This is a genomic window from Xanthobacter versatilis, from assembly GCF_043193975.1.
GTDB lineage: Bacteria > Pseudomonadota > Alphaproteobacteria > Rhizobiales > Xanthobacteraceae > Xanthobacter > Xanthobacter autotrophicus_E.
The window spans coordinates 678,730-705,305 of sequence record NZ_JBAFVB010000002.1 but is presented as its reverse complement, the minus strand read 5'-3'; the positions used below and the strand labels follow the sequence as shown (position 1 = coordinate 705,305).

General features: G+C 66.2%; 26 protein-coding genes, 1 tRNA gene and 3 pseudogenes. 8 read left to right on the top strand and 22 right to left on the bottom strand.

What is annotated here, in order from left to right; translation table 11 throughout:
* Nucleotides 1-9: 9 nt before the first annotated feature.
* From V5F66_RS06865 to V5F66_RS06855, 3 genes are all read right to left on the bottom strand, one after another.
* On the bottom strand, nucleotides 10-717 hold the full coding sequence (locus tag V5F66_RS06865) for a protein glxC (protein ID WP_012116666.1): 708 nt from the start codon (nucleotides 715-717) through the stop codon (nucleotides 10-12).
* Nucleotides 714-1,613, bottom strand: a complete 900-nt coding sequence (locus V5F66_RS06860; RefSeq protein ID WP_012116665.1) for a class II glutamine amidotransferase — start codon at nucleotides 1,611-1,613, stop codon at nucleotides 714-716. Before V5F66_RS06860 ends, V5F66_RS06865 begins: the two co-directional genes overlap by 4 nt.
* A gap of 155 nt (nucleotides 1,614-1,768) precedes the next feature.
* On the bottom strand, nucleotides 1,769-2,443 hold the full coding sequence (locus tag V5F66_RS06855; RefSeq protein WP_394093522.1) for a helix-turn-helix domain-containing protein: 675 nt from the start codon (nucleotides 2,441-2,443) through the stop codon (nucleotides 1,769-1,771).
* 360 nt (nucleotides 2,444-2,803) lie between these two features.
* Here V5F66_RS06855 and V5F66_RS06850 point away from each other — a divergent pair.
* Nucleotides 2,804-2,879, top strand: a tRNA-Phe gene (locus tag V5F66_RS06850).
* A 142-nt stretch (nucleotides 2,880-3,021) separates the two neighbouring features.
* Here the strand turns inward: V5F66_RS06850 and V5F66_RS06845 are convergent.
* The 10 genes and pseudogenes from V5F66_RS06845 to V5F66_RS06800 all read right to left on the bottom strand — a co-directional run.
* Nucleotides 3,022-3,609: pseudogene (locus tag V5F66_RS06845) on the bottom strand (tyrosine-type recombinase/integrase); the annotation flags it as partial.
* 430 nt (nucleotides 3,610-4,039) lie between these two features.
* Nucleotides 4,040-4,240, bottom strand: a complete 201-nt coding sequence (locus V5F66_RS06840; protein ID WP_394093521.1) for a hypothetical protein — start codon at nucleotides 4,238-4,240, stop codon at nucleotides 4,040-4,042.
* Between the two features lie 13 nt (nucleotides 4,241-4,253).
* Entirely contained in the window at nucleotides 4,254-4,589 is a 336-nt protein-coding gene (locus V5F66_RS06835) for a DUF2190 family protein (protein ID WP_394093520.1), read from the bottom strand.
* Nucleotides 4,590-4,592: 3 nt separating this feature from the next.
* The gene (locus V5F66_RS06830) at nucleotides 4,593-4,805 is read right to left on the bottom strand and encodes a phage head-tail joining protein (protein ID WP_394093519.1); all 213 of its coding nucleotides are present in this window, start codon (nucleotides 4,803-4,805) and stop codon (nucleotides 4,593-4,595) included.
* Nucleotides 4,806-4,807: 2 nt separating this feature from the next.
* Nucleotides 4,808-6,661 (bottom strand): prohead protease/major capsid protein fusion protein, encoded by a 1,854-nt coding sequence (locus tag V5F66_RS06825; protein WP_394093518.1) that lies wholly within the window; start codon nucleotides 6,659-6,661, stop codon nucleotides 4,808-4,810.
* Nucleotides 6,658-6,825: a hypothetical protein gene (locus V5F66_RS06820; protein WP_394093517.1), complete on the bottom strand. Its 168-nt coding sequence runs from the start codon at nucleotides 6,823-6,825 to the stop codon at nucleotides 6,658-6,660. Before V5F66_RS06820 ends, V5F66_RS06825 begins: the two co-directional genes overlap by 4 nt.
* Nucleotides 6,822-8,279 carry a phage portal protein gene (locus tag V5F66_RS06815; protein WP_394093516.1) on the bottom strand — a complete coding sequence of 486 codons (1,458 nt, stop codon included), beginning with the start codon at nucleotides 8,277-8,279 and terminating at the stop codon, nucleotides 6,822-6,824. Before V5F66_RS06815 ends, V5F66_RS06820 begins: the two co-directional genes overlap by 4 nt.
* 5 nt (nucleotides 8,280-8,284) lie before the next feature.
* A complete protein-coding gene (locus V5F66_RS06810; protein ID WP_394093515.1) occupies nucleotides 8,285-8,842 on the bottom strand; it encodes a hypothetical protein in 558 nt (185 codons plus the stop codon).
* A gap of 29 nt (nucleotides 8,843-8,871) precedes the next feature.
* The gene (locus V5F66_RS06805) at nucleotides 8,872-9,267 is read right to left on the bottom strand and encodes a hypothetical protein (RefSeq protein WP_394093514.1); all 396 of its coding nucleotides are present in this window, start codon (nucleotides 9,265-9,267) and stop codon (nucleotides 8,872-8,874) included.
* 22 nt (nucleotides 9,268-9,289) lie between these two features.
* On the bottom strand, nucleotides 9,290-9,727 hold the full coding sequence (locus tag V5F66_RS06800; protein ID WP_394093513.1) for a hypothetical protein: 438 nt from the start codon (nucleotides 9,725-9,727) through the stop codon (nucleotides 9,290-9,292).
* 72 nt (nucleotides 9,728-9,799) lie between these two features.
* On the opposite strand from V5F66_RS06800, the gene V5F66_RS06795 reads away from it, so the two are divergent.
* Both V5F66_RS06795 and V5F66_RS06790 read left to right on the top strand, forming a co-directional pair.
* Nucleotides 9,800-10,051, top strand: coding sequence for a helix-turn-helix domain-containing protein (locus V5F66_RS06795; RefSeq protein ID WP_394093512.1), 252 nt, complete (start codon nucleotides 9,800-9,802; stop codon nucleotides 10,049-10,051).
* Nucleotide 10,052: 1 nt separating this feature from the next.
* A complete protein-coding gene (locus V5F66_RS06790) occupies nucleotides 10,053-10,931 on the top strand; it encodes a DUF4365 domain-containing protein (protein WP_394093511.1) in 879 nt (292 codons plus the stop codon).
* Between the two features lie 33 nt (nucleotides 10,932-10,964).
* On the opposite strand, the gene V5F66_RS06785 is transcribed toward V5F66_RS06790, so the two are convergent.
* From V5F66_RS06785 to V5F66_RS06765, 5 genes and pseudogenes are all read right to left on the bottom strand, one after another.
* Complete coding sequence (locus V5F66_RS06785; protein ID WP_394093510.1) at nucleotides 10,965-12,752, bottom strand: phage terminase large subunit family protein; 1,788 nt, start codon at nucleotides 12,750-12,752, stop codon at nucleotides 10,965-10,967.
* Nucleotides 12,742-13,236, bottom strand: coding sequence for a DNA packaging protein (locus V5F66_RS06780; protein WP_394093509.1), 495 nt, complete (start codon nucleotides 13,234-13,236; stop codon nucleotides 12,742-12,744). The genes V5F66_RS06785 and V5F66_RS06780 overlap by 11 nt, the downstream gene beginning before the upstream one ends.
* A 346-nt stretch (nucleotides 13,237-13,582) precedes the next feature.
* Nucleotides 13,583-14,655 (bottom strand): annotated as a pseudogene (locus V5F66_RS06775) (virulence-associated E family protein).
* A 230-nt stretch (nucleotides 14,656-14,885) separates the two neighbouring features.
* On the bottom strand, nucleotides 14,886-15,110 hold the full coding sequence (locus V5F66_RS06770; RefSeq protein WP_394093508.1) for a hypothetical protein: 225 nt from the start codon (nucleotides 15,108-15,110) through the stop codon (nucleotides 14,886-14,888).
* 216 nt (nucleotides 15,111-15,326) lie between these two features.
* Entirely contained in the window at nucleotides 15,327-15,608 is a 282-nt protein-coding gene (locus V5F66_RS06765; RefSeq protein ID WP_394053762.1) for a tyrosine-type recombinase/integrase, read from the bottom strand.
* Between the two features lie 116 nt (nucleotides 15,609-15,724).
* Here V5F66_RS06765 and V5F66_RS06760 point away from each other — a divergent pair, with 116 nt between their 5' ends.
* The 3 genes and pseudogenes from V5F66_RS06760 (at nucleotide 15,725) to V5F66_RS06750 (ending at nucleotide 17,679) form a co-directional block, all read left to right on the top strand.
* Nucleotides 15,725-16,060, top strand: coding sequence for a hypothetical protein (locus tag V5F66_RS06760; RefSeq protein WP_394053761.1), 336 nt, complete (start codon nucleotides 15,725-15,727; stop codon nucleotides 16,058-16,060).
* 318 nt (nucleotides 16,061-16,378) lie between these two features.
* The gene (locus tag V5F66_RS06755; protein ID WP_394053760.1) at nucleotides 16,379-16,504 is read left to right on the top strand and encodes a hypothetical protein; all 126 of its coding nucleotides are present in this window, start codon (nucleotides 16,379-16,381) and stop codon (nucleotides 16,502-16,504) included.
* 54 nt (nucleotides 16,505-16,558) lie between these two features.
* A pseudogene (locus V5F66_RS06750) lies at nucleotides 16,559-17,679 on the top strand (IS3 family transposase).
* 398 nt (nucleotides 17,680-18,077) lie between these two features.
* Here V5F66_RS06750 and V5F66_RS06745 read toward each other — a convergent pair.
* The gene (locus V5F66_RS06745) at nucleotides 18,078-19,901 is read right to left on the bottom strand and encodes a methanol/ethanol family PQQ-dependent dehydrogenase (RefSeq protein WP_394093507.1); all 1,824 of its coding nucleotides are present in this window, start codon (nucleotides 19,899-19,901) and stop codon (nucleotides 18,078-18,080) included.
* Nucleotides 19,902-20,128: 227 nt separating this feature from the next.
* Here V5F66_RS06745 and murJ point away from each other — a divergent pair, with 227 nt between their 5' ends.
* Nucleotides 20,129-21,805 (top strand): murein biosynthesis integral membrane protein MurJ, encoded by a 1,677-nt coding sequence (gene murJ, locus V5F66_RS06740; protein WP_394093506.1) that lies wholly within the window; start codon nucleotides 20,129-20,131, stop codon nucleotides 21,803-21,805.
* 21 nt (nucleotides 21,806-21,826) lie between these two features.
* On the opposite strand, the gene ppk2 is transcribed toward murJ, so the two are convergent.
* The gene (gene ppk2, locus V5F66_RS06735) at nucleotides 21,827-22,930 is read right to left on the bottom strand and encodes a polyphosphate kinase 2 (protein ID WP_394093505.1); all 1,104 of its coding nucleotides are present in this window, start codon (nucleotides 22,928-22,930) and stop codon (nucleotides 21,827-21,829) included.
* Between the two features lie 220 nt (nucleotides 22,931-23,150).
* On the opposite strand from ppk2, the gene V5F66_RS06730 reads away from it, so the two are divergent.
* Nucleotides 23,151-23,795 carry a glutathione S-transferase family protein gene (locus V5F66_RS06730; RefSeq protein WP_012116653.1) on the top strand — a complete coding sequence of 215 codons (645 nt, stop codon included), beginning with the start codon at nucleotides 23,151-23,153 and terminating at the stop codon, nucleotides 23,793-23,795.
* A gap of 10 nt (nucleotides 23,796-23,805) precedes the next feature.
* On the opposite strand, the gene V5F66_RS06725 is transcribed toward V5F66_RS06730, so the two are convergent.
* Both V5F66_RS06725 and V5F66_RS06720 read right to left on the bottom strand, forming a co-directional pair.
* A complete protein-coding gene (locus V5F66_RS06725) occupies nucleotides 23,806-25,365 on the bottom strand; it encodes an adenosine deaminase family protein (protein ID WP_394000516.1) in 1,560 nt (519 codons plus the stop codon).
* Between the two features lie 127 nt (nucleotides 25,366-25,492).
* Nucleotides 25,493-26,563: an acyltransferase family protein gene (locus tag V5F66_RS06720; RefSeq protein WP_394000518.1), complete on the bottom strand. Its 1,071-nt coding sequence runs from the start codon at nucleotides 26,561-26,563 to the stop codon at nucleotides 25,493-25,495.
* Nucleotides 26,564-26,576: the final 13 nt, after the last annotated feature.

Here is a 26,576-nt window from a genome sequence, read left to right as displayed (position 1 = left end):
TCTCGGCCCTCAGTACGCGGACGCGTTGTCGACGTGGAAATTGTAGAGTTGCCGGGCCGAGCCGTAGCGCTTGAACTCGGCGACATCGACGGTGCCTTCCAGGCCCGCGGCCTTCAGCTTTTCCGCCAGGAGCGCCTTGTGCTCGTCGCGCAGCTCCTTCTCGATGCAATCGGCGCCGAGCGACTTGACTGAGCCGCGCACGAAGAGCTTGGCCTCATAGAGGCTGTCGCCCAGCGCCTCGCCGGCATCGCCCAGCACGATGAGGCTGCCGGACTGGCCCATGAAGGCACTCATGTGGCCCACCGAGCCCTTCACCACGATGTCGATGCCCTTCATGGAGATGCCGCAGCGGGCGGAGGCATTGCCATCGATCACCAGCAGGCCGCCATGGCCGGTGGCGCCGGCCGCCTGGCTGGCATCGCCGCGCACATGGACGAAGCCGCTCATCATGTTCTCGGCAAGGCCCACGCCGGCATTGCCGTGGATGATCACCGACGCCTCAGCATTCATGCCGGCGCAGTAATAGCCCACGTGGCCCTCGATCTCGACGGTCAGGGGGGCATTGATGCCCACCGCTACCGCGTGGCGGCCATTGGGGTTCAGCACCCGCCAGCGGCGGGCGTTGCTCTCGCCGGTGGCGGCATGCAGCGCCGCGTTCAGCTCGCGCAGGGAGGTGCCGGCGAGGTCGAAGGTGATGTCGGGGGAGATGGCGTTCACTGGGCGCGTTCCCAGAAATAGACGGTTGCGGGTTCCGGCTCGAAGACTCGGGCCTTGGCGATGCCCGGCAGGTCCACCAGGGCGCGATATTCCGAGCCGAAGGCCACATACTGGTCGGTCTCGGCCATCACGGCGGGCTTGCAGGCGATGGGGTCGCGCAGCACGCCGAAACCGTTCTCGGTGCCCACCACGAAGGTGAAGAAACCGTCGAGGTCATTGAGGCCGGCTTCCAGCGCCTGGCCCAGGGACGCGCCCTGCCGCATGCGCCAGGTGAGATAGCCGGCGGCCACCTCGCTGTCGTTGTCGGTCTCGATGGCGATGCCCTCGCGCTTCAGGGCGCGGCGCAGCGCATTGTGGTTGGAGAGCGAGCCATTGTGTACCAGGCACTGGTCGGCGCCAGTGGAGAAGGGGTGGGCGCCGGCGGTGGTCACCGCGCTTTCGGTGGCCATGCGGGTGTGGCCGATGCCGTGGGTGCCACGCATGCCGGACAGGCCGAAGGTCTGCGCCACCGACGCGGGCAGGCCCACCTCCTTGAAGATTTCCATGCGCTCGCCGGTGCCGACGATGGCCACCTCCGGATGGCGCTCCTTGAGGAAGGCGCGCACCGCCGCTTCCCGCGCCGCGGGGATCTCGACGATGGCATGGGTGCCGCGCACCGCAAGCCCCGGCAGGCCGGCGGCCGGGAGCGACAGGCCTGACGCGAGCGCCTCGAAGTCATAGGACGCCGCGGCGCGCAGCGAGAGCTTCACCTTCTCCTTGGCGCCGCTGCCATAGACGGCGAAGCCCGCACTGTCGGGGCCGCGATCCGTCATGACGCAGAGCATGGAGGCGAGCATGGCCCCGAGCTCGCCTTCGAGCTTGGGGTCCTTCAAGAAAAGTCCGACGATGCCGCACATGGCGCTGTCACTGTCTCCATTCCGGGCCGCGTGAGCGACCTTGAGAGGAAGAAGTACGCCCTACGGACTAGGGCGTCAACGACAACGAATAAAATTTTCGCTTGAGGAAACTTTTGCGCAACCGGGTGGGGCGGGTCGGCTTTCTGGCAGGTGCCTCAGTGCCGGTCGCGGCCGTAGACGATAACGGAAAGATAGGTCATGGGCCGCTGGATCAGGTCTTCCGGGCCATGGGCGGCGCCGGAATCGAACATCAGCGAGTCGCCGGCCCGCAGGTGGTAGGTGCGGTCCGCATGGCGGTACAGCACCTCGCCCGAGAGCATGTAGATGAACTCCACCCCGGCGTGGCGGAAGCCGGTGTGGGGCGCCGCCTCCTCCGACAGGGTGATCAGATAGGGCTCCACCACGATGTCGCCGCCGAGCCCGTGGCCCAGCAATTCGTACTGGTGGCCCACCTTGGTGCCGCGCCGCTCGATGATGACGCCCTGGTGGGCGCGCACGAACGAGCAGTCGCGCCGCTCCTCGAAGGCCGAGAACAGGGTGGTGATGGGCACGTTGAGCGCCTTGGAGATGGCCTGCAGCGTCGCCAGGGAGGGCGAAATCTGGCCATTCTCGATCTTGGAGAGCATGCCCACGGAAATGCTCGCCGCGCCGGCGAGATCGGACACGGTGAGATCCAGTTCCCGCCGGATCGAGCGCACCTGCACCCCCAGCGCCTGTTCCAGGGTCACCGCCTCGGCGGCGGGCGCGCCGGACCCGGTGACATAATCTTCGGGTTCTTGAATGCGCGGTAGCTGGACCTCCACGGACCCCTTCAGCTTCCTCTCGGCCACGCTTTCCCCCGTACGCTCGTCCGCCCAGCCTCCGGGCAGAACCCCGAGGCGACATCACCAGTTGAAAGTTCCATTGTGCCAGCTTCCTGAAGAGAAGGCACTGCGAATCCGTTTGCGCGCGTAACGGGTGCGTGGCCCCTGCCGGCCACTCCCACGCGCTTGCTGGCGTTGGGCCGGCTTCGACGATGGGACGCGGAAAGCGAGGCTGGAGCTGGGCTGGCCGACCGCTTTGCCAAACTTTGCCGGCGGGTTTTCCACAGTCGGCCACGCGATGCACACGCCGGGCGCTGCGGCTCTGGACAGGTCCCGACTTCCTGACTATACACTCGCGGCTCCAAACGGCGCTGCCGCCGATTGGACGCCCAGGTAGCTCAGTTGGTAGAGCATGCGACTGAAAATCGCAGTGTCGGCGGTTCGACTCCGTCCCTGGGCACCATCACTTCCTTGGAAGCCTTTTCCGACAAAGACTTAGTTGGGCTTTTTGTCCCACTTTCGTTGGCCGGCGAAACCGGTGGGACATTCTCGTTCGCCGTTAGCTTGAGCTTGGCGGACTTTGCCAGTCGCTTCTGGCTCGCCGAACGGGTGTAGCGGTCCACCTCCTTCGATGTGCGATGGCCGGTGAAGGCCATGATTTCCCGGTCGCTGGCGCCGCTTTCAGCGAGGTGCGCCGAGAAGTATTTCCGGAGCCCGTGGGCGGAGCGGCCGACGAGGCCGGCGGTGCTGCACCAGTCCCGGAATTTGTTGCCGAACGCCGCGGTGGAAGCGAAGGGCCGGCCCCAGTCGTTCACGAGGAACGTCTTTTGCTCAGGCGGCAGGGTCTTCAGCACCGCCTGAAGCTCGGGGCTGATCGGCAGCGTCAGGGTCACCGGTTTGCGCCGGCGATTCTTCCATTGCGTGAACGTGATGTTTCCCGCCTGCACCATCTCCGGCCCAAGGCGGTGAATGTCGGAGATGCGCTGCCCAAATTCCACGAAAAGCATCAGCGCAAGCCGCGCCACGGAGCCGGCGGGGTGGGCCGCCTCGAATTTCGCAACGTCCGCCGCCGTCCACGCGGGGATGCCATCCGGACGCACCGCAGGCAGATATGGCACCTCCTTCGCCGGGTTCGTGTCGGCGAGGTCGCAGTCGACGGCGAAGGCAAAGAGCTGCCGCAGTGCCTTCACCATCGAATTGGCCGCGCCGGGCGTGTCCATCTTCTTGTCGCGGATGCCGCGGACATGGCGCGGCAGCATGGAGCGGAAGGGCAGATCCCCGTAAAGCTTGCTGGAGGACGTGGCCTCCTGGCAAAGCCGGTCAAGAATGGAGCGACGGACGCGGCGCGTCGTCTCGTCGAGGCCACGGAACTCCGCGCTTTTGAAGTAGCGTTCGCAGAGGGAGCGCAGGGAGCCGGCCGAAGCTGGCATCTTTTCTTCCCGCGCGCCGGTCTTCGCCGGCTGGATACCCGCCAGGGCATCGCGATAGGCAGCCCAGAACTCGGGTGTCCCGTACTCCGCCCGGATGCGCGCCTTCGGCTTTCCAGGCAGGCGCACGTACCAGCGCACGTTGCCGTGCCTATCCTTGTCGCGGGAGAGATGGGGCGGGTTGGGCCTCGGCATGTCAGACCGCTTCATCCCAGGGGTTCGGCGCCTCGTCGTCGGGAACGACCGGCGCCGGCGGCGGCGCGGGGTTCTCAGCGACCAGCACCAGCGTGCCGCCCGGCTCGATTTCGACGCGAGGATTCGGGTAGCCCGCGGCCCGCGCGGCCTTGAGCAGGCGAGTGACATCGGCCTGACAGACGAGCGCGGGTCGCTTGGGCATGGGTCTCTCCCCCTCAGATCGCCACGCCGTTGAGGCGGACGCGGACAGTGGTGGCGGGGATGGCGGTGGCGCGGGTCGCGACGCCGATGAGGGTGTTGCCGGCGGCCACGTCGGTCACGGCCTTGGCGGCGGTGGACCAATACGCCCGCTCGCCGGCGGCGAAGTCGATGCCGGCGGCTTTGGGCAAGTCGAAAACGCCGCGGGTCACCAGTTCGACATCGGCGCCGGCGGCGGCGCTGGCGGCGGCCACGCCGAACAGGGAGCCGATGAGGGCGCCGGCGCCGGAGGCGAGGCCCCCGGCCGGCGCGGTGAAGGTGACGGTGTCACCAGGTTGCACGTAGTTGCGCACGAGTCAGACTCCTTTCGACGAGAACAGGCGGACGGCTGTGATGCGGCCCGTGGTGAGGGCTGCGATCTGGCGTTCGATATCGGCGATGGCACCGGCGAGCTCGGCGTCGCTGCGGTAGGTCACTTCGCGTTCGCCCTCACGGATCTTGAGGGCACCCCCCGCGCGCGTCGCGCGGAGGGCTTCAAGGCGGGTGAGGAGGTCGGAGAGGCTTGCCATGATCAGGCCACGCCGTGGTTGACGACCCAGCCGCGCCAGTCGACAAAGCCGGCACCAAAGTCGAGGCGCACTTTCACCTGCACGCCATCCACTTCGAAGCCGGTCTTGGTCTCGATCTGCGGGCCGGGCTCGCCTTCGAGATAGGCGTATTCAAGCCCATCGATTTCAGCGGGGTCGGCGACCAAATACCAGCGTTTCGCCGCGGTGAGGCGCGGCTCGACGATGGGGGTGAGGCGGCCTCCGAAGGGGTTCACGGCGCCTACTGAGGAGGCCGAGATGACGGCAAGCAGTTGCTCGGCCTTCGTCTCAAGTTCCGGCGGAACCAGCAGGAACTTGGGAGTCACCGAAATCAGCTCGCCTGCGATGCCGGTCTGGCGCCGCATGAAGAAGCGGGCCTCGCCGAGTCCACTGAGCTCGGACTCAAGCAAATCGTCGAGCCAGTCCACGGGCGCCGCCACGTTGCCGTGGGCGGCGGCGAACAGCGCCAGGCCATCCGCCATGATCGGACCGGCGCCGGCATTGCTGACCAGCACGTCCGCGAGAAACTGCGCCTCGAACGCGGCGGCGGCCTGGCCCATGCGGCGGGACAGGTCGGAGAAGGCACCGAGGTCGTCGTTCACCAAAGACTGCCGGGTGAGCCCGATGATCCGGCCGAAGGTGTCGATCTTGTACGACTCCTTCGTTTCGGCGAGGGTGCCGCTCTTGAACTCACCAGCCTCGTTGACCTTCTCCAGATTCGGCGCCGCCGAAAGCTGCAGGCGATGCTTGGCGCGGAAGTCACGGGCGGTGGTCTGGCGTCCGACCTGGCGGATGCCGGAGGGCGCTGCCTTGTAAGTCTCGCGCAGCGTGCGGCCGGCCGTGTCGCCGAGCGCCAGCGCAAAGTCGGACGTGGAGTGCAGCGCCCGCTCGATCACCGCGCCGGCCGACAGGCCGGTGGTGGCGATGCCGCGGGTGCGCAGGCAGTCGCGGGCCATTTCCGGGATGGTGAGGCCCAGATAAGCGCGGGCCGGCTCGCTCGGCACAGCCGCGGGATTCAGGCGCAGATAGAGCGCTTCACCGAGGTGTGCCGCGCGGGCGGCGGGGTCGGTATGGTCTGTGCCGATCACGACGGCGTTGCGGATCTGCCCGGCCGGAGCGGAGCGGGTGCGCATGGCTTCGAACGCGGCCGCGCGTGCCGCCTCGGTGGTGGCGTTGGCGTCGATCTGGCCGTCGGTCCAGGCCTGATCGAGCCCGGCGACGATGGCGATGGAACGGATCTCCGCATTGACGGCGGCCCGATCCGCGGGCGCCGTGGGGGTGGGGGCCGCCGCGGCGGGCGGGGTGGTGCTCGCCGGAGCGGCGGGCACGGGGGAGGCCGTCATATGGTCACCTCTGATGGTGGCCTGGCGGTCGGCGGGAATCGGGACGATGGAAAGTTCCACGGGGCTCCAGCGGGTCGCGGTTTTCACGCGCCGGCCGCCTTCGGTGGTCTCCTTCCATTCGTGAACAGTGTAGCCGACGGATACCCCGCGCAGGTGGCCGTCGAGAATGTCCTGGATGATGGGCTCCACATCCGCCCGCCGGGACAACTTGATGATGGCGCGGGCCTCTCGGTTCCCGCCGACCGTCCAGGCTTTCTGGACGGAGCCCAGCACATCAGTCAGGTCGCCCCGGCGGTGGCTGTTCAGGACCGGCGCGCCGGCGAAGGCGGTCCAATCCTGATCCAAGGCGAGGCGCTCCCCGAAGGCGCCGCGGGCATCGAAACGCTCCACGTCGGCGCCGGTGGAGAAAGTCACCTCAAGGGTGCGCGCCTCAGCGTTCCAGCTGGTGGCAGCCAGCGGCGCGCGGCGGGTGATGATTTCGGCGGGGGCATTCATTCGGCGGAGGGCTCCCCGTGGGCGGCGAGGCGGTCACACCAGTCGGCCCACATGCGGGCGGCGATGGCGAGGCGGCGCAGCTCGTCGCACGAGCAGCGGATGGCGCGCGGCCGGGCCACGCGGAAGAAGGCGCTCCATTCTGCGGCGAGGATGTCCTTCTTCATGCCGCCTCCTCTGACGAAGCCGGCGCCGCCGTGCCGCCGAAGGTGAGCCCCAGGGCGGCGGCGTTCTCGTTGTCGGCGGCGATCTCCGCGTCGAGCTGCTCGAGGTCATAGCCGCGGCCGGCCACGGCCTGGCGGCGGGACATGAGGCCGTTCTGAATGGCGAGGACTTCGGCCGCGGCGTCCTTGGCGGGGTCCACCCAGTCCTGGCGCGGCGTGATCCAGCGGGCAGTGAGGAAGGGCTCGGGGTCGCGCTCGAAGCCGGGGGCGGCGAGCCGGCCGGAGAGGATTTCGGCGGCGACGAACCGGCGCCAGACGGGGCGGCAGATCTGGAACACCAGCACATTGTGCTGGAGCGCCTCGACGCGGCGGCGGAACGCCACCAGGCCGGCGCGGATGCTGGAATAGTTGGTGCCGGAGAGGTCGCCGGTGAGCGTCTCGTAGGGGAGGCCAAGGCCGGAGGCGATCTCGCGGGCGTTGATCTTGAGGAAGTCGATCACCTCTGCCCCCACCTTGGCGGGATCAGAAAAACGGATGTCCTGGCCCGGCGCCAGCACCTTCAGCGTCCCCGGCTCAAGCCCGCCTTCGAGGTTTCCGGCGCCGTCGCGCTCACCTTCGAAGCCGCCGGCCTGGCCGTCGGGATCGGTGACGAACCCCGTGAGCAAGGCAGCCACCTTCTGGCGCATGAGCTGCGCATCCATGGCCGAGTCCAGGTCGGCCAGTTTCAGTAGCACCGGCGCGAACCACGACACGCCGCGGAGCTGCCCCGGCATGGTGGGGGCGAAGATGTGGCACATGTCTGCCGCCGGGATGCGCAGGGTGTCGAGCGAGGTGGCCAGCGGCAGGCCGGGCCGGTCGCGGAAGACGTGGAAGGCGACGCGGCGGCCGGTCGCACCGGTCTCGATGCCGGCGACAATGCGGGCGCCGTTGCCCAGGTCGCGATGCAGGGTGCCGTCCACCTGCTCGGCATCGAGGACGCGGATGCGCGGCGCGCCATCTTCGGCATGGGCGATGGCGGCGAAGGATTCGCCATCTATCACCATGCGGTGGGCGGCGAGGGCTTGGAGGGCATAGAAGTCGCCGAGGCCGTCGGCGTCGGCCACGTCGGTCCAACGCTCCCACGCAGCGTTCAGCCATGCCCGCACGCTGGCGTCGGGGTGGGCGGACTGCGGCTTGATGCCGGTGCCCACAAGGTTGGAACCCCAGGCGTCGGCGGCGCTGGCGGCGAGGGGATTGTTGGCGACCAGGTGGCGCGCGCGCTGGGCGAGGGTGCCGCGGGCGGCAATCTGCGCCGCGAGCGGCGGCAGAGTCGGCCCGAAGCCGCGCCAGCGACGGCCCCCGCCGGCACCTTCATAGGAACGGGTGGCGGGCGGCGCGCTCGTCACCTCGCGCCGCCCACCGATGCCGGCCGCAGAGCCAATGCGGCCGGAAAGGAAGGAGATGAAGGGCCAGGCCATGGGGTTCAGTCCTTAGCCACTTCCCAGAGGATGGGGCCGAGATGAAGGCCGGAAGCCTCAGCGCGGGAACGCACCTGATTGACCGCGCGCAGGACGCTGGTGAGCGTGATGCGATAGACATCAGCGCGCGGGCGATAGCCGTCATCGTCGAACTTCAGATCGTCGATGAACTTGAGAATTTCCGGCACGGTGCCGACATCGCAGGTGTCGAGCCCTTCCGCCTGGCATTTCTCCTCGCGCCACACGATGTGCGCGAACCAGACATCTTCGCCCGCCTCGGCGCGGCGAATCGCCGGGATGAGGAGATTGGGGTAGCCCTGCACGATGCGGGCGGAGAGGGAACGGTCGAGCCCTCCGAACGCGCACAGGTCGTTGGAGAGGGCGAGCATCACCGCTTCGATGGGCAGATAACCCTTCGCGGCTTCTTCCTCTTCGGAGACCTTGGTGAGCGGGACGACGCCGCGGGCGAAATAGGGGACCTGATCGCGGCGGCGAAGGCTCTTGTACGCCTGCAACTCCGTTCCGGAGAGGTGCAGATACTGGGCGCGGGAGAGGAGGATCATGGTTGGCTCATGTGAGAATGTTGATGGTGTCAGCTGACACCTTGGGGCAACCAGGAGGCGGTGTCAAGCGACACCTGCCATGCAAGCCCCGCAGCCGCCAGCACCACCGCCGCACGAGATCCCGCGGACGCGGCGCGAACGTGCGTCATGATTTCCGGGCGCGCGGCGGCCCCGTGATACCAGCGCATTTCTCGGCACCACTGCCGCCGCTGCTCGAGCAGGTAAGGGTGCTCCGGATGGCGGAGAAGGTCGCGTTCGCTGATCGCCTCGGCGAGCAGGAAAGCCTGATAGTGCTCCAGCAAGTCGGAGGTGACCGGGACGGCCGCAGCGATGGGCGTGCCGATGAGGGTCACGCCCCCGCCAATGAGCGGCAGCGATAGGAGGCCGCGCAGGAATCCGCGGCGGCGGGTGAGAATTTCAGACATGGCGATGCTCCGGGCAGCGAGATCAGTAGAGGGAGGGCGGGGCAGGCATCGCGGCTTCGATCAGCAGCAAAGCGTCGAGGTCCGCGATGCCGGATTCGCCCTCGTCCAGCTCAGGCTGGTCGCCAGCGTCCAATTCACGGTCGGATCGGCTGCTGTGGCCCCAGCGCTGTTGATTCCAGAGGCCCCGGTAGCAAGGGGCAAGCGAGGGGTAGAGCTCGACGGAGCCCAGCGAGGGCTCGCTCGTGTCGTCGTCTTCCTCGGGGTCGTCTTCCTCGCCCTCGTCCATTCCGCCTGCAGGGATATCGCCAAAGGTCGGTTCGAGGTCTGCATCGCCGTCGATGGCGTCGAGCAGGGCGATGAGGGTCTCGATGGCGTCTTCGAGGCGGTCGCGGAAGGTGCTCGTCTCCACCATTGTGAACTCGCGGGCGCACCTCTCCCGTTCGCGGACATGCATGTTCATGCGCGTGCTCCTGTGGTATATGCGAAATCGAAACTGTGTTGCGATATTTAGGGGGCAAAAATCGCAACGTCAATGCGAAATCGAGAGGGTGAAGCGGTGACGCCAGAGCAATGCAAGATGGCGAGAGCCGGGCTAGGCTTGAGCGTGCGGGACTTGGCCCAGCGTGCTCAGGTCTCCACGAATACCATCTCGCGCTTGGAGGCGGGTGAGGAGCTCAAGCCGCGTACCGTTGAGGCGGTCCAGCGCGCGCTCGAAGAGGCTGGCGCCGAATTCATCGCCGAGAACGGCGGTGGGCCTGGGGTGAGGCTAACAAGGCGAAGCTGAGGTGGCCGCAGAAGTAAATAAACCAGCCTGCATATGGTATAACGACATGCCGACAGTACATTCATCTCACATCCTATCTCAACGAGCTGTTCGGGAGGTGTGCAAAATTCTCCACGATGCAAATGCTTTAACAGAAGAGATTCGGAATGATTACGGAGAAGATCTTCTTATTCAGACACATCTCGCAGGAAAGCTAGATAGTTTTGCAATGCTAGTTCAGGTAAAGGGGCGAACATTAAATATAAATTCAGATGGTTTCATCAATATTAGAATAAAAAAGGACCATCTATTAAGGTGGTGTCGCCATCTTCAGCCAATCATCGTCTGTATCTACGATTTCAGATCCGAGCGTACGTACGCATTCATACCCGCTGACAAATTTTCACTATGGAATCTATCTTTAGATAAAAGAAAGTACATAAATATAAAACTAGATAATGGCGATCTATTTTCACAAGAAAATGCGTTACATATTATATGGAATTCCAGGTTGAAGTATTATTCGATGATGCTGGCTTTGTGTATGTCGAATATTGATGATATGAAGATACTTAATAAAATTGTTTACTATGATAATGTAAAAAATGACATAAACTCCGAGTTTGATGAAGTTAAGGCAATCGTAATTCATTTTCTTTATGATTTAAATATAATAAAAAATGGGATACTCAACGATGAGTTCATGCTTTTATATAGATCAAACCTTTCGTATGGGGAGTGTGATAGCGAGGAAGAATTATTTTCACGTAGAATTTTATCAATAAGTTATGCATTATCTTTTTTTGTAAAAAAATATTTTACAGGTGGCATGCCAATGAAGTTGCATTCCTATTCTGTGCGGATTATTGAAGAGATTATGACCGATGGTATTCAATGCTGATGGCGCATGTATTGTGCCTTTACGAGGTATATTTTATATATTTTCTATCCATCTTGATTTAATGATGCCCTTCCGCTTCGGTTTCATCTGCTCTGTCACCTGCCGCATTTCACTCGTCCGCAGGTCGAAATTCACATTCAGCACCTGGTGGGCGGCGAAGGCATAGACCACGCAATCGAGTGCCTCGGCCCGCCGGCCGGGGATGCGCTCGAACCGCCGCTGCGGCTGGCCACGAGTGTAGCGCACGACCACCCGCTCGCTGGCGAGCTGTTCGTACCAGACAGCCGGAAGCGTCTGCGAGAAGCGCAGCGCCCGCCCGCGGGCGATGCGCGCCACCAGGTGGCTCTTGATGCCATCCACGCCCACGATCCACAGCCACCCGCCCTTCTGCCGCCCCTTTGATTTCTCGATCCACGGCCGCTGCCCCGGCGCGCCCTTGATGGCGAGCACCTTCCGCGCCGCTCGCGGGAAGGCGAAGGAGTAGACATGGGCCATGGTGGCGCCGTCCGACGAATCGACTGCCGCCGCATCCACGCCCAGGCGCCCGCCGAGGGGATGCGGAAAGCGTTCCTTCAGCAGCCCGTCCAGCTCCGCCCAGGTCTCGCTTTCCTCCGGCAGGCCCCACACCACGCGGTGGCCGAGCACACAGGCCGCGCCGTCCCGCGCCCAGCCCACGAAGGTGACCTCCAGTCGGTCGCGCTGCACGTCCACCCCGGCGGTGATGGCGAGCACCTCCAGCGGCAGGGCCTCCAGCGAGAAGGGCTCCGCCCGGGCGGCGAGGGCGTTCTCGTCAATCTCCTCCCCCGCCTCGCGCCAGCCCTCGCCGAGCACCGTGTTCACGAAGGTCTGGAGCAGGCCGGGGTCGTCCTTTGCCGCGAGAAACTCCGCCGCCAGCTTGCCCCATGCGGCATTCGCCAGCGGCGAGACGAGGGCGTTGATGCGGAAGCCGGCGTGGCCCTTCACCTCCGGCGCCGTGGCCCGCCAGCGGCCGGCGGCGACTATGCCGGGCTTCTGTCGCTCCTCCACCGCGCAGCCGCAGCCAGGGCAGCACCAGTGCGCTGCCTCCGGCTTCCCCTCCGGCCAATGGATGTCCGCCCACCGCACCTCATGAAACTCGCCGCAATGGGGGCAGGGTACCTCGAACACGCGCCTGTCGGAGCGGGCATAGGCGCCGAGGACGTGGCTCGAGTCCTCGAAAATGGGCGTGCTCCCGACGATGATCTTGCGGTCGGGGAAGGACAGGGTGCGTTTCTCGGCGAGGGCGATGGGCGAGCCCTCGGCAGTCATCTCCATGCCGTCCGCCTCGTCGACGATGAGGATGCGCGTGTTGTGCGCGCGCAGGTTCCGCGGCGCCTTGGCGGCCACCACCTTCAGCGAGCCGCCGGGGAAGCGGCGCGAGAGCAGGGTGTTCCGATCCGCCGCGCCATGGTCGCCGGCGAGGGCACCCGCGAGGCTGGGGGAAGCCTCGAAGGTGGGCTCGACATTGCCGACGACGAAGGTGCGGCAGTCGTCCTCCGTGGGGAGCACGAAGAGCACCGGCGCGGGTTCGTTCACGACGTGGGAACCGAGCAGGCCGACGAGCAGCGTCGTGTAGCCAACGCGGGCCGACTTCACGACCGTGACGCGCTCGGTGCCGGGATCGGACATGGCGTCGGCGATGCCGCGCTGGAACGGGTAGAGGCGGATGGCGCCGGGCAGGGCGGACACGTCCGCCGGCAAGCGGATCTCCCGCTCGATCCAGTCCGACAGCGAGAGGCGCGGCGGTGGCGCCAGCGAGCGCAGGGCGCCGGCGCGGACGGCGGCGAGAAGTTCACTTGCCATCGGCCATCTCCTCCAGCACGCGCCGCAGCTCGGCGTCGATGGCCTCCACCTCGGCGGGCGTGAGGCCGGGCAGGAGCTGCCGCAGCCGCGACGGCACCGCGAGGATGCCGGCGCGAACCTGGCGCAGCACGCCAGCCCACTCCCGCTCCACCTCGGCGGCGGGCACCATCTCGCGCCGGAGGGCGGCGTTCTTCAGGGCGGCATGGTCCGCCTGCTCCTTCACCAGCCGGAGCCGTTCGGCAGCGGCATCGGGCACGGCAGCGAAGGGCAGGGCGCCTTGGGCCGCCTGCGCCGCCGAGCGGGTCGGGCTGACGTTCCCCTGGATCCAGAGCTTGCCCCGCGCCACGTCGATCCGCCCGTCCGCCTCCACCGGCAGGCCGGCGGCGATCATCTGCGAGACGCGGCCCGGCGAGACGTTCACGAGCCGCGCGAAGGCCACCTTCCGGACCTTGGTCGGCGCCTCGATGGTCTCGGATCCATGCATCTGCTGCATATCTAACCCATTGTCGTGATTAGTCTTTAGCTATGAAATTGACCTCAGCGCGCCAAATCTCGGGAGGCCGCGGCCCCGTGCGCCCCTGCTGGGGAAGGACCCAAGGGCATTGAGGCTGGGCATGTGGCCCGGTCGCCACATCCGCCCGTCCCGCTGGGTGCCGGAGGAAGCCGAGTGACGCACCTGAAGTCCGTCACTCGGTGCGTCACTCTCCAACCCGTTGAACCTAAAAGGTTAGTGACACAGTGACAGACAGTGACGCAGATACGGATAAATAGGGATGTGCGCGCGCACGCATGGGGCTCATATGGAAAGTGCGTCAAAGTCCGTCACTCCGTCACTCGCTGACAGCCGTTGGCACGTACCACCGCACGCCACCCGTCCCTCGCTTCCCCGGTGACCACCCCAGCCGTCCGAGGCATGCCGTGATGCGGCGCTGATCGGAGGTGCCGATGCGCCCCGTTTCGATGAAGAGGGCATAGGTGGCGACCTCCGAGACCGTCGCGCGCTGCTTGCCGACCAACCAGCTACCGATGGGGCCTTCCCAGGCGTCCGCCTCATAGCGTTCGTCCTGCTCGGGCTGGATGCACTCGCGCTCGAATTCGGCCTTCGGCCACCACGGTCGCCCTTCCCGGTAGAGGTGGAGCGCCTCGGCGAGGAGCTGGTCGCGGTCGCGGGCGAGCGTGTCGGGATCGATCTTCCCGACCTTGACGGGCCAGTAGCGCCGGCCGCCCGTCTCATCCCGCAGGTACGTCGCCTTGTTCGTGGTGCCGATGAAGACGCATTGGCGCGGCAGTGTGATTTCCACACGTCCGTAGGGAGGGCGGAAGCGCTCCACGGGCCGGGTTAGGAACGCTTTGAGCGCTGCATCTTCGGCCGGCTGATGGCGGACATCTCCGCGACTTCGATGAGCCACTTTCCCCGCAGGTGTAGGCTGGCGTCCTTGCCGCCTGACACATCCGGCATGTTGTCGGAGAACCACTCGCCACCGAGTACGCGGCAGGCGGTGGACTTCATGGCGCCCTGCGGCCCTTCCAGGACAAGCATATGGTCGGCCTTGCACCCCGGCTCCATGACGCGTGCGATCATCGAAGTCATGAACATGGGACCAATGACGGCGGCGTAGCGGGTTTGCTCGCAACCGAGATAGGCATGGAGCCAGTCGCTGAGGCGCGGATGGCCGTCCCAGTGCAGGTCGTGGAGGTAGGCTCGCACAGGATGGAAGGACTCCTCGCGCGCCCTGGCGTTCACGGCGTCGTGGAGCGTGTCCTTCGCGAGCCGGGGCAGTCCCACGAGCTGCAGGTATTCCTGAAGCCCGATCAGGTCGGCGTCGGTGAGCTCGCGCGGCCGGAAATTGTCGTCCGGCAGGGCGTGGGGGTCGGCCGCGAGGGGGATAGGCGCGTTGAGCATCACAGCCGACGCCATTTCATCGTAGCTCACGAGTTTGGCCAGCGCGTCGTCGCAGCGGAGGCCGTGGAGCGTGTTTGCAAGGTTCGAAAGCGGACGGCCCTTCTCGTCCAGCGTGCAGTCCAACAGCCAAGGGCGGGCCGCATCGAAGCGCGCCCGCCGGCGCTTGGTGGCCGGAGCGGTCGCTTCGTTGAGCAGTTGAGCGATGCGGCGGTGGCCTTCGGTGACCTCCGTCATCGTGCGACCTCCAGCCGACTGGCCAGCGCGAGCAAGCGGTCGGCGGCATCGTGCTTTTGAATGAGCATGGACTCAGGCGATGCCCCGCGCCCGCGGCCGATGCGGCGCACGGCGGACGCGATGGCGCGAGCCTCGGCAGCGAGGCTCGGTGCTACCGGGCCGCTACAGAGGCGTTTGGCGGACTCTCTTTTCGGTCGGGTCAGATCGGCAAGGTCGGCCATTTCCCTCACTCTTCCGGTGGGACAGTCCCATCGGAAAAGCTTTGCGGGTCAGAGGACGTTTTTTCGTCCCACTCGCCCGTAACCCCCTTGGAATGTGGTGCCACTTGGGGCTCGTCCCTGGGCACCACTCGTTTCCTAAAATGTTGAAATCGCTGTGTTTTCTGCGATTTCTTTCCCACCGGATACGGTGGGGAAGAAAAAGTGGGAAAGCGATGTTCACTTTTTGGACGGCACCACCAGGTGCATCGCGTCACCCGATAGGCGTTTCCGGTTCGCCTTGCGGGTGTAGACGGCGGCCTGCTTCGGGCTCTCCCAGCCATACAGAGCCATCAGCTGGTGCTCGGTCGCGCCGTTCTCGGCAGCGATGGTGGCGCCGGCCTTGCGCAACCCATGCGCGGAGCAGTGGGGGAGCCCGGCCTTGTCGCAGCGGTCTCGGAACCAGTTGCCGAAGCCGTCGGGCGTAAAGGGGCTGCCGAACTCGGTGATAAGGAACGTCATGTTCCCGGTCGGGGTCCCGTCGATCACGGCTTGCAGCTCAGGCAGAATCGGAAGCGCGCGGTTCGCCGCCTGATCATTACAGCCCTAGATAGCTTCTATCTGAGAGTACGCGCCAAATGATCCTGAGCCATCCCATGGCCTTCGCGGGCCCCCCTGTGGTCTTCAACCCCAAGAAACTCAAGGCCGATGTCCGCGCCCAGCAGCGGCGCAATCCCGCAATCGTCGCCGTCGGCCGCGACATCCGCGCGCTCGGCGGCGTGGTGATCGAGATCACAACGGCGGCGGCCGCCAATCCGGCGACGCTGCAGCACGTTTCCGAGCGGGGCCTGCTCGATTGGGACTTCTCGATCATCAACCCTATGGGCCCGTCCTTCTTCGGCTCGCTCGACCTGCTGGTGTGCGAGCCGCTGCGGCCGGCTGACGCAAACCTCATTGGTGCGATGGGGGAGTGAGGGTCTTATGATGTGGCGCGTTAGGAGCGGAAGTTGGCTGCGGCGACGACGAATGGCTGGTTTGGGGCCGGCGCCAGCCCGTCCGCTATTGGGCAGATCTAGCCAGAAGCAGACAAATCGCTTATGAAATGTAAGATCGGAAGTGGCCCCTTTGCGGCCCTCAGGTCCGCCCAATTGAGGACGATGTCTGGCAACGTCAACTGGCATATTACGTCAGGGACGGAGGCGTCGACGGATACCCGCTTCATTGTCTTCCCGGTCGGCTTCGTGTTGGTAGGTGTTCACCATCCCCATCACCAATGTCGACGACACGAACGGATGGCTGAACTGGATTGCCTCGGCCCATTTGCGGTACTTATCCGCCAGCTCGCGTTCCTGACCGCCGCCTTCACCGCGCCAGTGAACGCCGCGTGCATTGTAAAGACCGGTGGCGCTCTGACCTGAGCCCCTGATCCTCCTCCAGATTTAGGTAGAGTCCGTCGATCATGGAGACGGACGATGCGAGCCTCACGGTTCACAGAGGAACAGATCATTGGGATGCTGAAGGAGCAGGAGGCGGGCGCGAAGACCGCTGAGGTCTGCCGCAAGCACGGCATCTCCTCGGCGACCTTCTACAAGTTCAAGGCCAAGTACGGGGGCATGGATGTGTCCGATGCCCGCCGGCTGAAGGCGCTTGAGGAGGAGAATACGCGGCTGAAGAAGCTGCTGGCCGAGCAAATGCTCGACAACGCGATCCTGAGGGATGTCAGCTCAAAAAAAATGGTGACGCCGGATGCCAGGCGCAAAGCCGTGGCTCATACCTGTGCGGCGCACGGGGTGAGCCAGCGTCGGGCGTGCCAGGCGCTGGGCGTCGATCGCACCAGCGTGCGCTACCGAAGTGTGCGTCCCGACGATGCACCCCTGAGGGAGGCCATGCGGGCCGTGGCCGGCGAACGCCGCCGCTTCGGCTATCGGCGCATCCACATCATGCTGAGGCGCCAGGGCATCGTCATGAACCAGAAGAAGCTGCGCCGGCTGTATCGGGAAGAGAAGCTTCAGGTTCGCCGGCGCGGGGGACGCAAGCGAGCGCTCGGCACGAGGCGCCCCATCCTGGTGCCGGATCGGGTCAACGTCCGCTGGAGCCTCGATTTCGTGTCGGATGCCTTCACGGACGGTCGGCGCTTCCGGGTGCTGGCCGTCGTCGACGAAACAACGTTCGGCGAAGCCACTTCAGCCGGGAGTGTCTGGCGCTGGTGGCCGACACCTCGCTCTCGGGCCTTCGGGTGACGCGCGAGCTCGACGCGCTGCTCGCCATTCGAGGCAGGCCTGCAACCATCGTTTCCGACAACGGCACGGAGCTGACTTCGATGGCAATTCTCAAATGGTGCCAGCAGACCGGCGTCGAATGGCACTACATCGCTCCCGGCAAGCCCATGCAGAGCGGCTTCGTCGAGAGCTTCAACGGCCGCTTCCGGGACGAGTGCCTGAACGAGACCCTATTCACGAGCTTGGGCCAGGCCCGTTCCGCAATCGCCTCATGGAAGGAGGACTACAACCTGAACCGCCCTCATTCAGCTCTCGGCAATCGATCCCCCGCCGAGTTCGCCGCAACAATCGCACTGGAAATCCAGGCCGCCTGAGGCCAAATCAGCCCTCGGACTCTCTCCTAAGCCGGAGGAAAAAACGGTCTCAGGTCACTGCATTTCCGCTCTCCAGTCCCGTTGAACACCTTATCTCGGTGTCCACGAAACCGGCAGCAGGCCAATGGGCCACTATGAAAGCATGTCCGCTTTTGAGGATCGGCAATGCAGTCGTCCACGATGGCCAGCATCCGGAAGCGGCGGCCATGCGGCAGAACACGGTTGTCCGCGGTCAGCACATAGTGCGCGACGCCCCCGCCTCTGGTTGGTCAGCGAACGGCGCTTCCGCCACTCGTCGAGGCTCGGCGGCGCGGCGAGCGGCTTAGAGGATGAAATCCGAACGCGTCTTGCCCTGCGCCTTGGCCGCCCCATCGAACAGGAGGACGCCTGCCGCGATCCTAAAACCCCTCAGGCAGCGCGAAGACGGTGAGCTGGCCGCCGAGCGCCGTGTAGCGGTCGAGGGCGGCGTAGGCGTCCTTGGCGCCGGAGCCGGCGTCGGGGTCGGCGAGGCCAGCGGCGAGGCCGATGCCGGCCCAGCCGCCGATCCCGGACAGCACCGCCACATATTGCCGGCCGCGATGGGTGTAGGTCATGACGTTGCCGACGATGCCGGACGGCGTCTTGAAGCGGTAGAGCTCCTTGCCGGTCGCCGCGTCCACGGCCTTCAGGTAGCCCTCCAGCGTGCCGTAGAACACCACGCCGCCGGCGGTGGCGAGGGCGCCCGACCAGACCGAGAAAAGCTCCGGCACGGACCAGGCGATGCGGCCCTTCACATTGTCCCAGGCGATGAAATTGCCCGTCCGCCCGTCGCCGCCGGGGGCTGGATACATGGTGAGCGTCGCCCCCACATAGGGCTGGCCGGGGGTGTAGTCCACGTGGAACGGTTCGTAGTCCATGCACAAATGGTTGGTGGGCACGTAGAACAGGCCGGTCTTCGGGGAATAGGCCGCCGGCTGCTGGTTCTTGGCGCCGAGGGCGGCGGGGCAGATGCCGGTGTAGGTTTCGTCCTCGCCTTTCGCCTCGGTGCCGTGGGCCGGATCAAGGAGGGGTCGGCCGTAGGTAGGGCTCGCCGGGTCCATGTCGATGCCGGCGGCCCAGTTGACGGTCGGGTCGAACTTTTCCGCCCCAAGCAGTGCGCCGGTGGCGCGGTCGATTGTGTAGGCGAAGCCGTTGCGGTCGAAATGGGTGAGCAGCGCGCGCGCTTGGCCGTCCACCATCTGGTCGGTGAGGATCATCTCGTTGACGCCGTCGAAGTCCCACTGGTCGTGGGGCGTCATCTGGTAGACCCAGCGGGCGACGCCGGTGTCGGCATCGCGGGCGAAGATGGTGTCGGACCATTTGTTGTCGCCGGGGCGCTGAGACGGGTTCCAGGTGGAGGGATTGGCGCTGCCGTAATAGACGAGGTTGAGCTTCGGGTCGTAGGCGAACCAGCCCCACGGGGCGCCACCGCCGATCTTCCATTGGTCGCCCTGCCAGCTCTTCAGCGAGGAATCGGCGCCCACCGGCTTGCCCAGCTCGGTGGTCTTGCGCGGATCCAGCAGCATCTCGGCGTCGGGGCCGGTGCTGTAGGCCCGCCAGGCGAGGGTGCCGTCCTTCAGGTTGTAGGCGCTGATGTGCCCGCGCGCGCCGAACTCGGCGCCGGCGATGCCGACGATCAGCTTGTCCTTCACCGGCATGACGGTGGCGGTGCTGGATTCCCCCTTTTTCGGATCGCCGTTGGCCACCTTCCACCGCACCGCGCCGGTTTTGGCGTCGAGCGCGACGATGGTGGTGTCGGCCTGGTGCAGGAACACCATGCCCTCGGCATAGGCGAGGCCGCGGTTGATCAGGTCGCAGCACATGATGGCGGTGACGGTGCGGTCCTGCTTGGGCTCGTACTTCCACAGGATGCGGCCGTCGTGATCGAGATCCAGCGCGTAGACGATGTTGGGGAAGGGGGTGTGGACATACATCACCCCGTCCACCACCAGCGGGCTGCCTTCGTGGCCGCGCAGCACGCCGGTGGAGAAGGTCCAGGCCACCGCCAGCTTGCCCACGTTGCCTGCGTTGATCTGGTCGAGGCGGGAATAGCGCGTGTTGGCGTAGTCGATTGTCTGGAGTACCTGGCCCGCCGGATCTGCGATGCGTTTCAGCACGTCGTCGTTGGCATGGGCCGGGGCCAATCCGAGGAGCGCGGCGGCGGTCGCTACGGCAAGGGATTTCGCTGTCAGCATTGCGCGCATGTTCCTCTCCTGCTGCCCGCGCGGGCCGGACCGGCCGGCTCAGCCCCTCGCCGGATGGGATAGCATGCGGCCGGCCGGCGTGAACCGCGACGGAGGTCGGAGCCGGTGCCATCGTGCGCCGCGGGCGGCGGTCAGCCGCATCATCCGCGAGCAGTGGGGCTTGCGAACCCGCTCAAGGATGCCGAGAAGGGCAGGGGTCGTCCGTCGCGGCGCAGAAGGAGCAGGACTTGAACGGGAGCGGGATGTCGCCCAACGGGTCGAACAAGGAACCTGGGCAGGAACCGAGCAGGCGTTCGAGCCAGGCCCGAACCATCGGTATCGCCTCGGCGATCTGGGGCATCTCGATCTTCCTCAGCCGCATCCTCGGGCTGGTGCGCGAGCAGATCATCGGCCGCACCCTGGGAGCGAGCCGGCAGGCGGACCTCTACTTCGCTTCCTTCACCCTGCCGGATTTCCTGAACTACCTGTTGGCCGCCGGCGCGCTGTCCATCGTATTCATCCCCATCTTCGTCAAATATCTGGAGGCGGGGGACACGAGGCGCGGCTGGGAAGCCTTCAGCGTCATCGCTAATTTCATCGTCGTGGTGGGCTCGCTGGCCATCGCGCTGATGATGATCTTCGCCCGGCCGCTCGCCACCCTCGTGGCGCCGGGCTTCACCGACGCGGCGGAGGTGGACGAGCTGGTGCGCCTCATGCGCATCATCCTGCCGGCGCAGTTCTTCCATATTCTCGGCGGCCTGCTCTCGGCGGCGCTGATGGCGCAGGACCGCCATGCCCTGCCGGCGCTGGCGCCGCTGATCTATTCGGCCTGCATCATCCTCGGCGGCCTCGTCGGCGCCTATTATCCGGAGTTGGGCGCGGAGGGCTTCGCCTGGGGCGTGCTCGCGGGCTCCATCCTCGGCCCCTTTGCCTTGCCCCTGTTCGGTTGCCTCAGGACGCACATGCGCTGGCATGCAGCGCTGTCGCTGCGCAGCGCGGACCTGCACCGCTACCTGCTGCTGTCGCTGCCCATCATGATCGGCTTCTCCATCGTGGTGGTGGACGAATGGATCATCAAGAACCAGGCCTCCTTCCTCGCCGCCGGCGCGCTGGCACAGCTGCAATACGGCCGCACGCTGATGAAGGTGCCCATCGGCATCTTCGGCATGGCGCTCGGCGTCGCCTCCTATCCCACCATCAGCCGCCTCGTCGCGGCGGGAGAGGTGGTGGAGGCCTATGGCGTGCTGTCCCGTGCCATCCGGCTGATGCTGGTGGCGATCCTCGCGGCCGGCGTGTGCCTCACGGTCGCGGGCTATGAGGCGGTCTATCTCATCTGGGGCATGTTCGGCTCCCGCTTCACCGCGGCGGATGCGCTGGAGACCTCGCGGATCCTGGCGCTGCTCACCATCGGCATCGGCGGCTGGGCGGCGCAGAGCGTGATCAGCCGGGGCTTCTACGCGCTCGGCTCCACATGGCTGCCGACTTTGGTGGGCACGGCCGTCACCTTCGCCATGATCCCTTTCTATGTGGTGCTGCGCGAGCGCTTCGGCGCGGAAGGTCTGGCGGTGGCCAGCTCCACCGCGATCCTCGCCTATGTCTTCCTCTTGGGCTGGCTGCAGCGGCGGCGGTTCGAGAAGGAGGCGGCGGCGCGGGGGGCGGTGCTTTCGGCCGGGCCGGGCATGCTCTCCGGGGTCTGGCGGCTCAGCCTCGCGGCGGTGGTTGCTATCGGGGTTGGCCTGGCGCTGCGCATGGGCCTCGTGGCAATCCTGCCGGGCAACGGCGTGATCGCCATTCTGGTCCGCGGGGCGGTGCTGTGCCTTGCCGGCATCGGGGTCTATGCGGTGGCGGCGTGGGCGCTCGGCATCACCGAGCTGCGCGAGGTGGCGCAGAAGGTGGGCCGAGCGCTACGTGGCCGCAGGGGCTGATGCGGCCGACCATCTTCAAAGTCAGCGGGACGAGGTGAAGGTGAATTCGCCGCGCTCGTGGATGGTGTTGGCGCGGCCCACCAGCAGATTGTCGACCATGCCGATCCGCGCCGGGGCCTTGTCCTTGTAGGGCAGGGAATGCAGCACGTAGCGCATGGCGTTCAGGCGCGCGCGCTTCTTGTCGTCGGACTTGATGACCGTCCAGGGCGAATCCGCCGTGTCGGTGTGGAAGAACATGGCTTCTTTGGCGCGGGTGTAGTCCTCCCACTTGTCGAGGGAGGCGAGGTCCACCGGGGACAGCTTCCATTGCTTGAGCGGGTGGACCTTGCGCTCCTTGAAGCGGCGTCGCTGCTCATCGCGGCTCACGGAGAACCAGAACTTGATCAGGTGGATGCCGCTGCGCACCAGGTTGCGCTCGAACTCCGGCGCCTGGCGCAGGAATTCGCGGTATTCCTCGTCCGAGCAGAAGCCCATGACGCGTTCGACGCCGGCGCGGTTGTACCAGCTGCGGTCGAACAGCACGATCTCGCCCCGCGTGGGCAGGTGCTCCACATAGCGCTGGAAATACCACTGGCCGCGCTCCACATCGCTCGGCTTTTCCAAAGCGACCACCCGTGCGCCGCGGGGGTTGAGATGCTCCATGAAGCGCTTGATGGCACCGCCCTTGCCGGCGGCATCGCGCCCCTCGAACAGGATGATGACGCGCTGCTGGGCGTCCTTGACCCAGGACTGGAGTTTGAGAAGCTCGGTCTGCAGGATGAACTTCTCGCGCTCGTAGTCGCGCCGCAGCATCTTGTACTTGAACGGGTAGCCGCCCAGGCGCCAGTCGTCGGCCAGTTCGTCGCTGGTCACCCGGGTGTGGCCGTCCGGCTTCGGCAGGCCCAGGGATTTGCGCAGGCGCACCGCATCGTCGGGCGCGGCACCCGCGATGATCGCCTCGATGCCGGAGTTCAGTGCGCCGTCCGCAGGGTTCTCCAAGGCGATGGCCGCCACGGCCGACAGTTCCGCTTCCTGCGCCGCCTCGCGCCGTTCCTCGGCGAGGCTGGCTTCGACGGCGGCCGGCATCCGGGCGGGCGCGCTCTCGTCGTCGATGGCTTGGAGGGTGGGTTTTTCCTTGCTCGCCATATCTTTTGTCTCCCCCCAAGGTGATGCGGCAGCGCAGGACAAGCCATTGCGCAAAACGCAACTTCTGGTTTTCAGTCTCCGACTTAGCCGGCTGATGAGCCTTGACCAAAATCAACGGCCAAAGGTCCGTCGCTGCCGCCACGGGGGCCGGCGGCCGCGTCGTTCAGCGCGGAACAGTGTCGGGATTCGGTCATGGCGGCGTTCTTGCTTGGCGCGCGCCATGGCACTGAAATTCTACATGACGCCGGGTTCGTGTTCGACCGGCATCCACATCCTGCTCGAAACGCTGGAATTGCCGTTCGAGGTCTGGGTCATCAACATTCCGGCGGGTGACCACCTGCGGCCGGAGTATCTCAAGATCAATCCGAGGGGCACGATCCCCAGCCTCGTGCTCGATGACGGCACCGCCCTCACCGATTTCAAGTCCATCGCACTGTGGCTGGCGCAGACCTACCCGCGCGCCAAGCTCCTGCCGGACGATCCCGCGCTGGCGGCGCAAGCGGTGGACCTGCTGGAATTCGCGCTAATCCAGCTGCATGGCGAGGGCTTCACCCGCATCTTCACGTCCGAACGCTACATATCGTCGGGCGGAGCGAAGCCCGGACAGCAACTGAAGGACGACGTGACCTCCCACGGCCGGGAGATCGTGGAGCAGGCCTTCGCCGTGTTGGAGAAGCGCCTGCCGGCCGAGGGCTATGCGGTTGGACCGGCGTTCTCCATTGCCGACGCGGCGTTGTTCTATAACGAGTTCTGGGCGGAAAAGACCGGCATTCCCATGCCGCCGCGCGTGCTCGCCCACTACCAGCGGGTGCGGGCGCGGCCGGTGGTGAGGCAGGTGCTGGCCGAGGAAGGCTACCGCACCTGATCCATGGGGCTCAACGCAACCGGGGCAAGGGCAGGGGGAGCAGCGCCTGTAGCACCGCCACAAGCTGGGCCGAGGCCGGCTGCTCCTCCCTCACGCTCTGTTCGAAATCGGCGAACGCCCGGTCGAGGCGGGCGCCCTCGCGGTCCTTCTCCGCTTCGGTCAGGAAGGAATGGGTCAGGGCCGTGTGGGCGATGGCCTTCAACCGGGCGTAGCCCAGCCCATGGTCGCGTGCGGCGCGGAAATACTCGTTGGTGAGGTCGATGCGTGACACGCCGGCGTCGTCGGTGGCCAGCGTCACCGGCACGCCGGCGTTGAGATAGGTGACGATGGGGTGCGCCCTGCCGCGCACGCCGAGGATCACGTCGCTGGAGGTGAGCGCGATCTCAATGGTGACCCCGCGCCGGCGCATCTCGGCGAGCAGGCCATCCATGTTGCGCTCGAAACCCACCGCCGTGCCGTGGCCGATGCGCCGGGCGCCGGCAATTTCCACCGCCTCGCGGATATGGAAGTCGAGGTCGTCTGGCGGGACCAGCCCGAGCCACAGCTCGCCCGCATGCAGCGCCACCGGCACGTCGGCGCCGGTGAGGAAGCCGATCCATTTCATGTGGGTGCGGTAATCGCGCAGGGAGACCCGGTAGTCCTCCGGCCCCACATAGTTCAGCCCCACCACCATGCCGGGTGCCGCCCGCACCAGGCCAGCCGCCAGCGCGGTCTGGGCGAAGACCGAGGCCGGCGCGCTGTTGCGGTTCACCTGCGCGATGAAGCGGAAGGTGACGCCACAGCCGGGGCGGGTGGCATCGCCCGCGCAGTCGCGCAGGGCCTCGATGTGGGCGACGATGGCGGCCACCTGCCGCGCCTTTGTCGCCACCACCTCGTCAAGGCCATTGCGCTTGAGCGTCGCCAGCATGGCGGCCGGCTCGCCAACCGCGCCGATGGCCTGCGTCATCCGCTCGCGCTCGGCCCCCTCGAAGAAGGTGACCATGAATTCCACGTATTGGACGTTGGAGGCGTCGTATTGCTTCAGTTGGTCCACCACCATCTCCGCCATGCGGCGGGCGGTCTGGTCCCAGTCGGCCCCGCCGGTGGCGGCGTTGAACTTGCCGAAGGTGGCGAAGAACTGGTCGTGGCCGGAGGGCACCGGAAGGGTCGGCAGGAACCAGCGGGTGGAGAGGGCATTGAGGATGAGATCGTAGGTGGTCTGCCCCTTCGGGCCGGACACGGCATCCGCCAGCGGCACCACGGCAGGGTCCGTCCCGCACGGCTGCTCGGGTGCGGTGCCATCGGGCCGGGGCAGGAGGGTCATGTCGGCGCGGCGGAAGCACTGGCCATCGCTCACCGCCCAGGCGAGAAAGCGCTCCGCATAGACCGCGCCCGACAGATGGGTGTGCAGGTCGCCGCCCTTGGGCATGCGGTTCAGGAAGGCGCGCATGCGCGGCTGGTCGGCCCGCAGGGTCTCGAAATGCGCCGCCGTGATGGTTCCGGGCAGGTCGCGAGCGACCACGAACAGCCGCGCGAGCAGCACCGCAGCCACGGCCAAGAGCACGATGATCCAGATGCGGCGGCGACGCAAGCAAGCCCCCCTCGGCCAGACCCCCTCGGCCCAACCCTCGTGGCGAAGGCTGCGCCGGGAGCCTAGCTCAAGCTCGGAGCTTCTGGAAATCCCGCCCGGTGGTTGTCCCCGACAGCCGCGCGCCGCCTCAGGAGGCGGCGCGGACGGCGCGCTTGGGGCTTGCGGTCTTGCGCACCAGCCACTGGCCGATGGGCTTTTCCGCCCACAGGTGGACGGCCACCGACACCAGCACCGTCAGCACGAAGCCGATGGCGTAGATGGCGACCAGCGGCAGGCCCACCTTGGCCCCCGCCACGCCGAACAGCTTGATGGTGAACGGGTGGGTCAGATAGAGCGCGTAGGAGGCGTCGCCCCCCAGCGCCAGTGCCCGCGCCAGCCCGTTCTCGCGCAGGGCCGGGCCGAGCACGGCCGCGGCGACGATGAGCGCCGCCGGAATGCCGCCGGTGACGAGGCGCCAGACGTGCTCGTAGGCGGAGGTCTGGAAGAAGGCCAGGGCGAGGGCGATACCTGCCACCACCAGGGCCAGGGCGACGGTGCCGGAGAGGCGGCGGCCATTGATAAAGAGCGCGGCCACGCAGGTGCCCAGCAGGAACTCGCCGATGATGGGATTGCCCCAGAATTTCAGCAGGAAGAGGCGGTCCGGCGCGAGGAGCGCGGCGAGGATGAGAAAGAGGAACATGGCGCCCAGCGCCGTGAGCCCGGCCCGGCGGGGCAGCAGCAGCGCCACCGCGAACAGGGCGTAGAACAGCATCTCGTAATTGAGCGTCCAGCCCAGGGACAGGATGGGAAACAGCTCCCCATCGGCGCGCGGCCAAGGGATGAAGGTGTAGGACGCGACGACGTGCTTCAGGTCGAGCCCGTTGTTGTTGATGAGCTGCGGCGCCGCCAGCAGCGCGGCCAGCATCAGGGAGGTGCAGATCCAGTAGAGCGGCACGATGCGGATGAGCCGCCGGCGCAGGAAGTCCACGGGGGCGCCGGAGGCGCCGAAGCGGTCGTGCATCATGTAGTACATGATGAAGCCGCTGATGACGAAGAAGATATCGACGCCAAGGCCCCAGTCGATGAGGCCGATCTCGTCAAACGAGCGTCCGGTGCGTGCGGCGACGTTGCCGACTTCCACGCCCACATGGGCGAACACCACCAGAGCGGCCGCGAAGAAGCGCAGGATCTGCACGTTGACGAGATAGGTGGGTTTCATCCGCCATCCGTTT

Coding starts and splice junctions, on each gene's coding strand:
- ppk2 (WP_394093505.1), bottom strand. CDS start 22,930: ATGGCGAGCAAGGAAAAACCCACCCTCCAAGCCATCGACGACGAGAGC.
- V5F66_RS06820 (WP_394093517.1), bottom strand. CDS start 6,825: ATGAAGAAGGACATCCTCGCCGCAGAATGGAGCGCCTTCTTCCGCGTG.
- V5F66_RS06730 (WP_012116653.1), top strand. CDS start 23,151: ATGGCACTGAAATTCTACATGACGCCGGGTTCGTGTTCGACCGGCATC.
- V5F66_RS06825 (WP_394093518.1), bottom strand. CDS start 6,661: ATGAATGCCCCCGCCGAAATCATCACCCGCCGCGCGCCGCTGGCTGCC.
- V5F66_RS06800 (WP_394093513.1), bottom strand. CDS start 9,727: ATGAACATGCATGTCCGCGAACGGGAGAGGTGCGCCCGCGAGTTCACA.
- V5F66_RS06765 (WP_394053762.1), bottom strand. CDS start 15,608: ATGACGTTCCTTATCACCGAGTTCGGCAGCCCCTTTACGCCCGACGGC.
- V5F66_RS06770 (WP_394093508.1), bottom strand. CDS start 15,110: ATGGCCGACCTTGCCGATCTGACCCGACCGAAAAGAGAGTCCGCCAAA.
- V5F66_RS06840 (WP_394093521.1), bottom strand. CDS start 4,240: ATGCCCAAGCGACCCGCGCTCGTCTGTCAGGCCGATGTCACTCGCCTG.
- V5F66_RS06815 (WP_394093516.1), bottom strand. CDS start 8,279: ATGGCCTGGCCCTTCATCTCCTTCCTTTCCGGCCGCATTGGCTCTGCG.
- V5F66_RS06785 (WP_394093510.1), bottom strand. CDS start 12,752: ATGGCAAGTGAACTTCTCGCCGCCGTCCGCGCCGGCGCCCTGCGCTCG.
- V5F66_RS06760 (WP_394053761.1), top strand. CDS start 15,725: ATGATCCTGAGCCATCCCATGGCCTTCGCGGGCCCCCCTGTGGTCTTC.
- V5F66_RS06810 (WP_394093515.1), bottom strand. CDS start 8,842: ATGATCCTCCTCTCCCGCGCCCAGTATCTGCACCTCTCCGGAACGGAG.
- V5F66_RS06830 (WP_394093519.1), bottom strand. CDS start 4,805: ATGGCAAGCCTCTCCGACCTCCTCACCCGCCTTGAAGCCCTCCGCGCG.
- V5F66_RS06805 (WP_394093514.1), bottom strand. CDS start 9,267: ATGTCTGAAATTCTCACCCGCCGCCGCGGATTCCTGCGCGGCCTCCTA.
- V5F66_RS06780 (WP_394093509.1), bottom strand. CDS start 13,236: ATGCATGGATCCGAGACCATCGAGGCGCCGACCAAGGTCCGGAAGGTG.
- V5F66_RS06720 (WP_394000518.1), bottom strand. CDS start 26,563: ATGAAACCCACCTATCTCGTCAACGTGCAGATCCTGCGCTTCTTCGCG.
- V5F66_RS06795 (WP_394093512.1), top strand. CDS start 9,800: ATGCGAAATCGAGAGGGTGAAGCGGTGACGCCAGAGCAATGCAAGATG.
- V5F66_RS06860 (WP_012116665.1), bottom strand. CDS start 1,613: ATGTGCGGCATCGTCGGACTTTTCTTGAAGGACCCCAAGCTCGAAGGC.
- V5F66_RS06755 (WP_394053760.1), top strand. CDS start 16,379: ATGGCTGAACTGGATTGCCTCGGCCCATTTGCGGTACTTATCCGCCAG.
- V5F66_RS06745 (WP_394093507.1), bottom strand. CDS start 19,901: ATGCGCGCAATGCTGACAGCGAAATCCCTTGCCGTAGCGACCGCCGCC.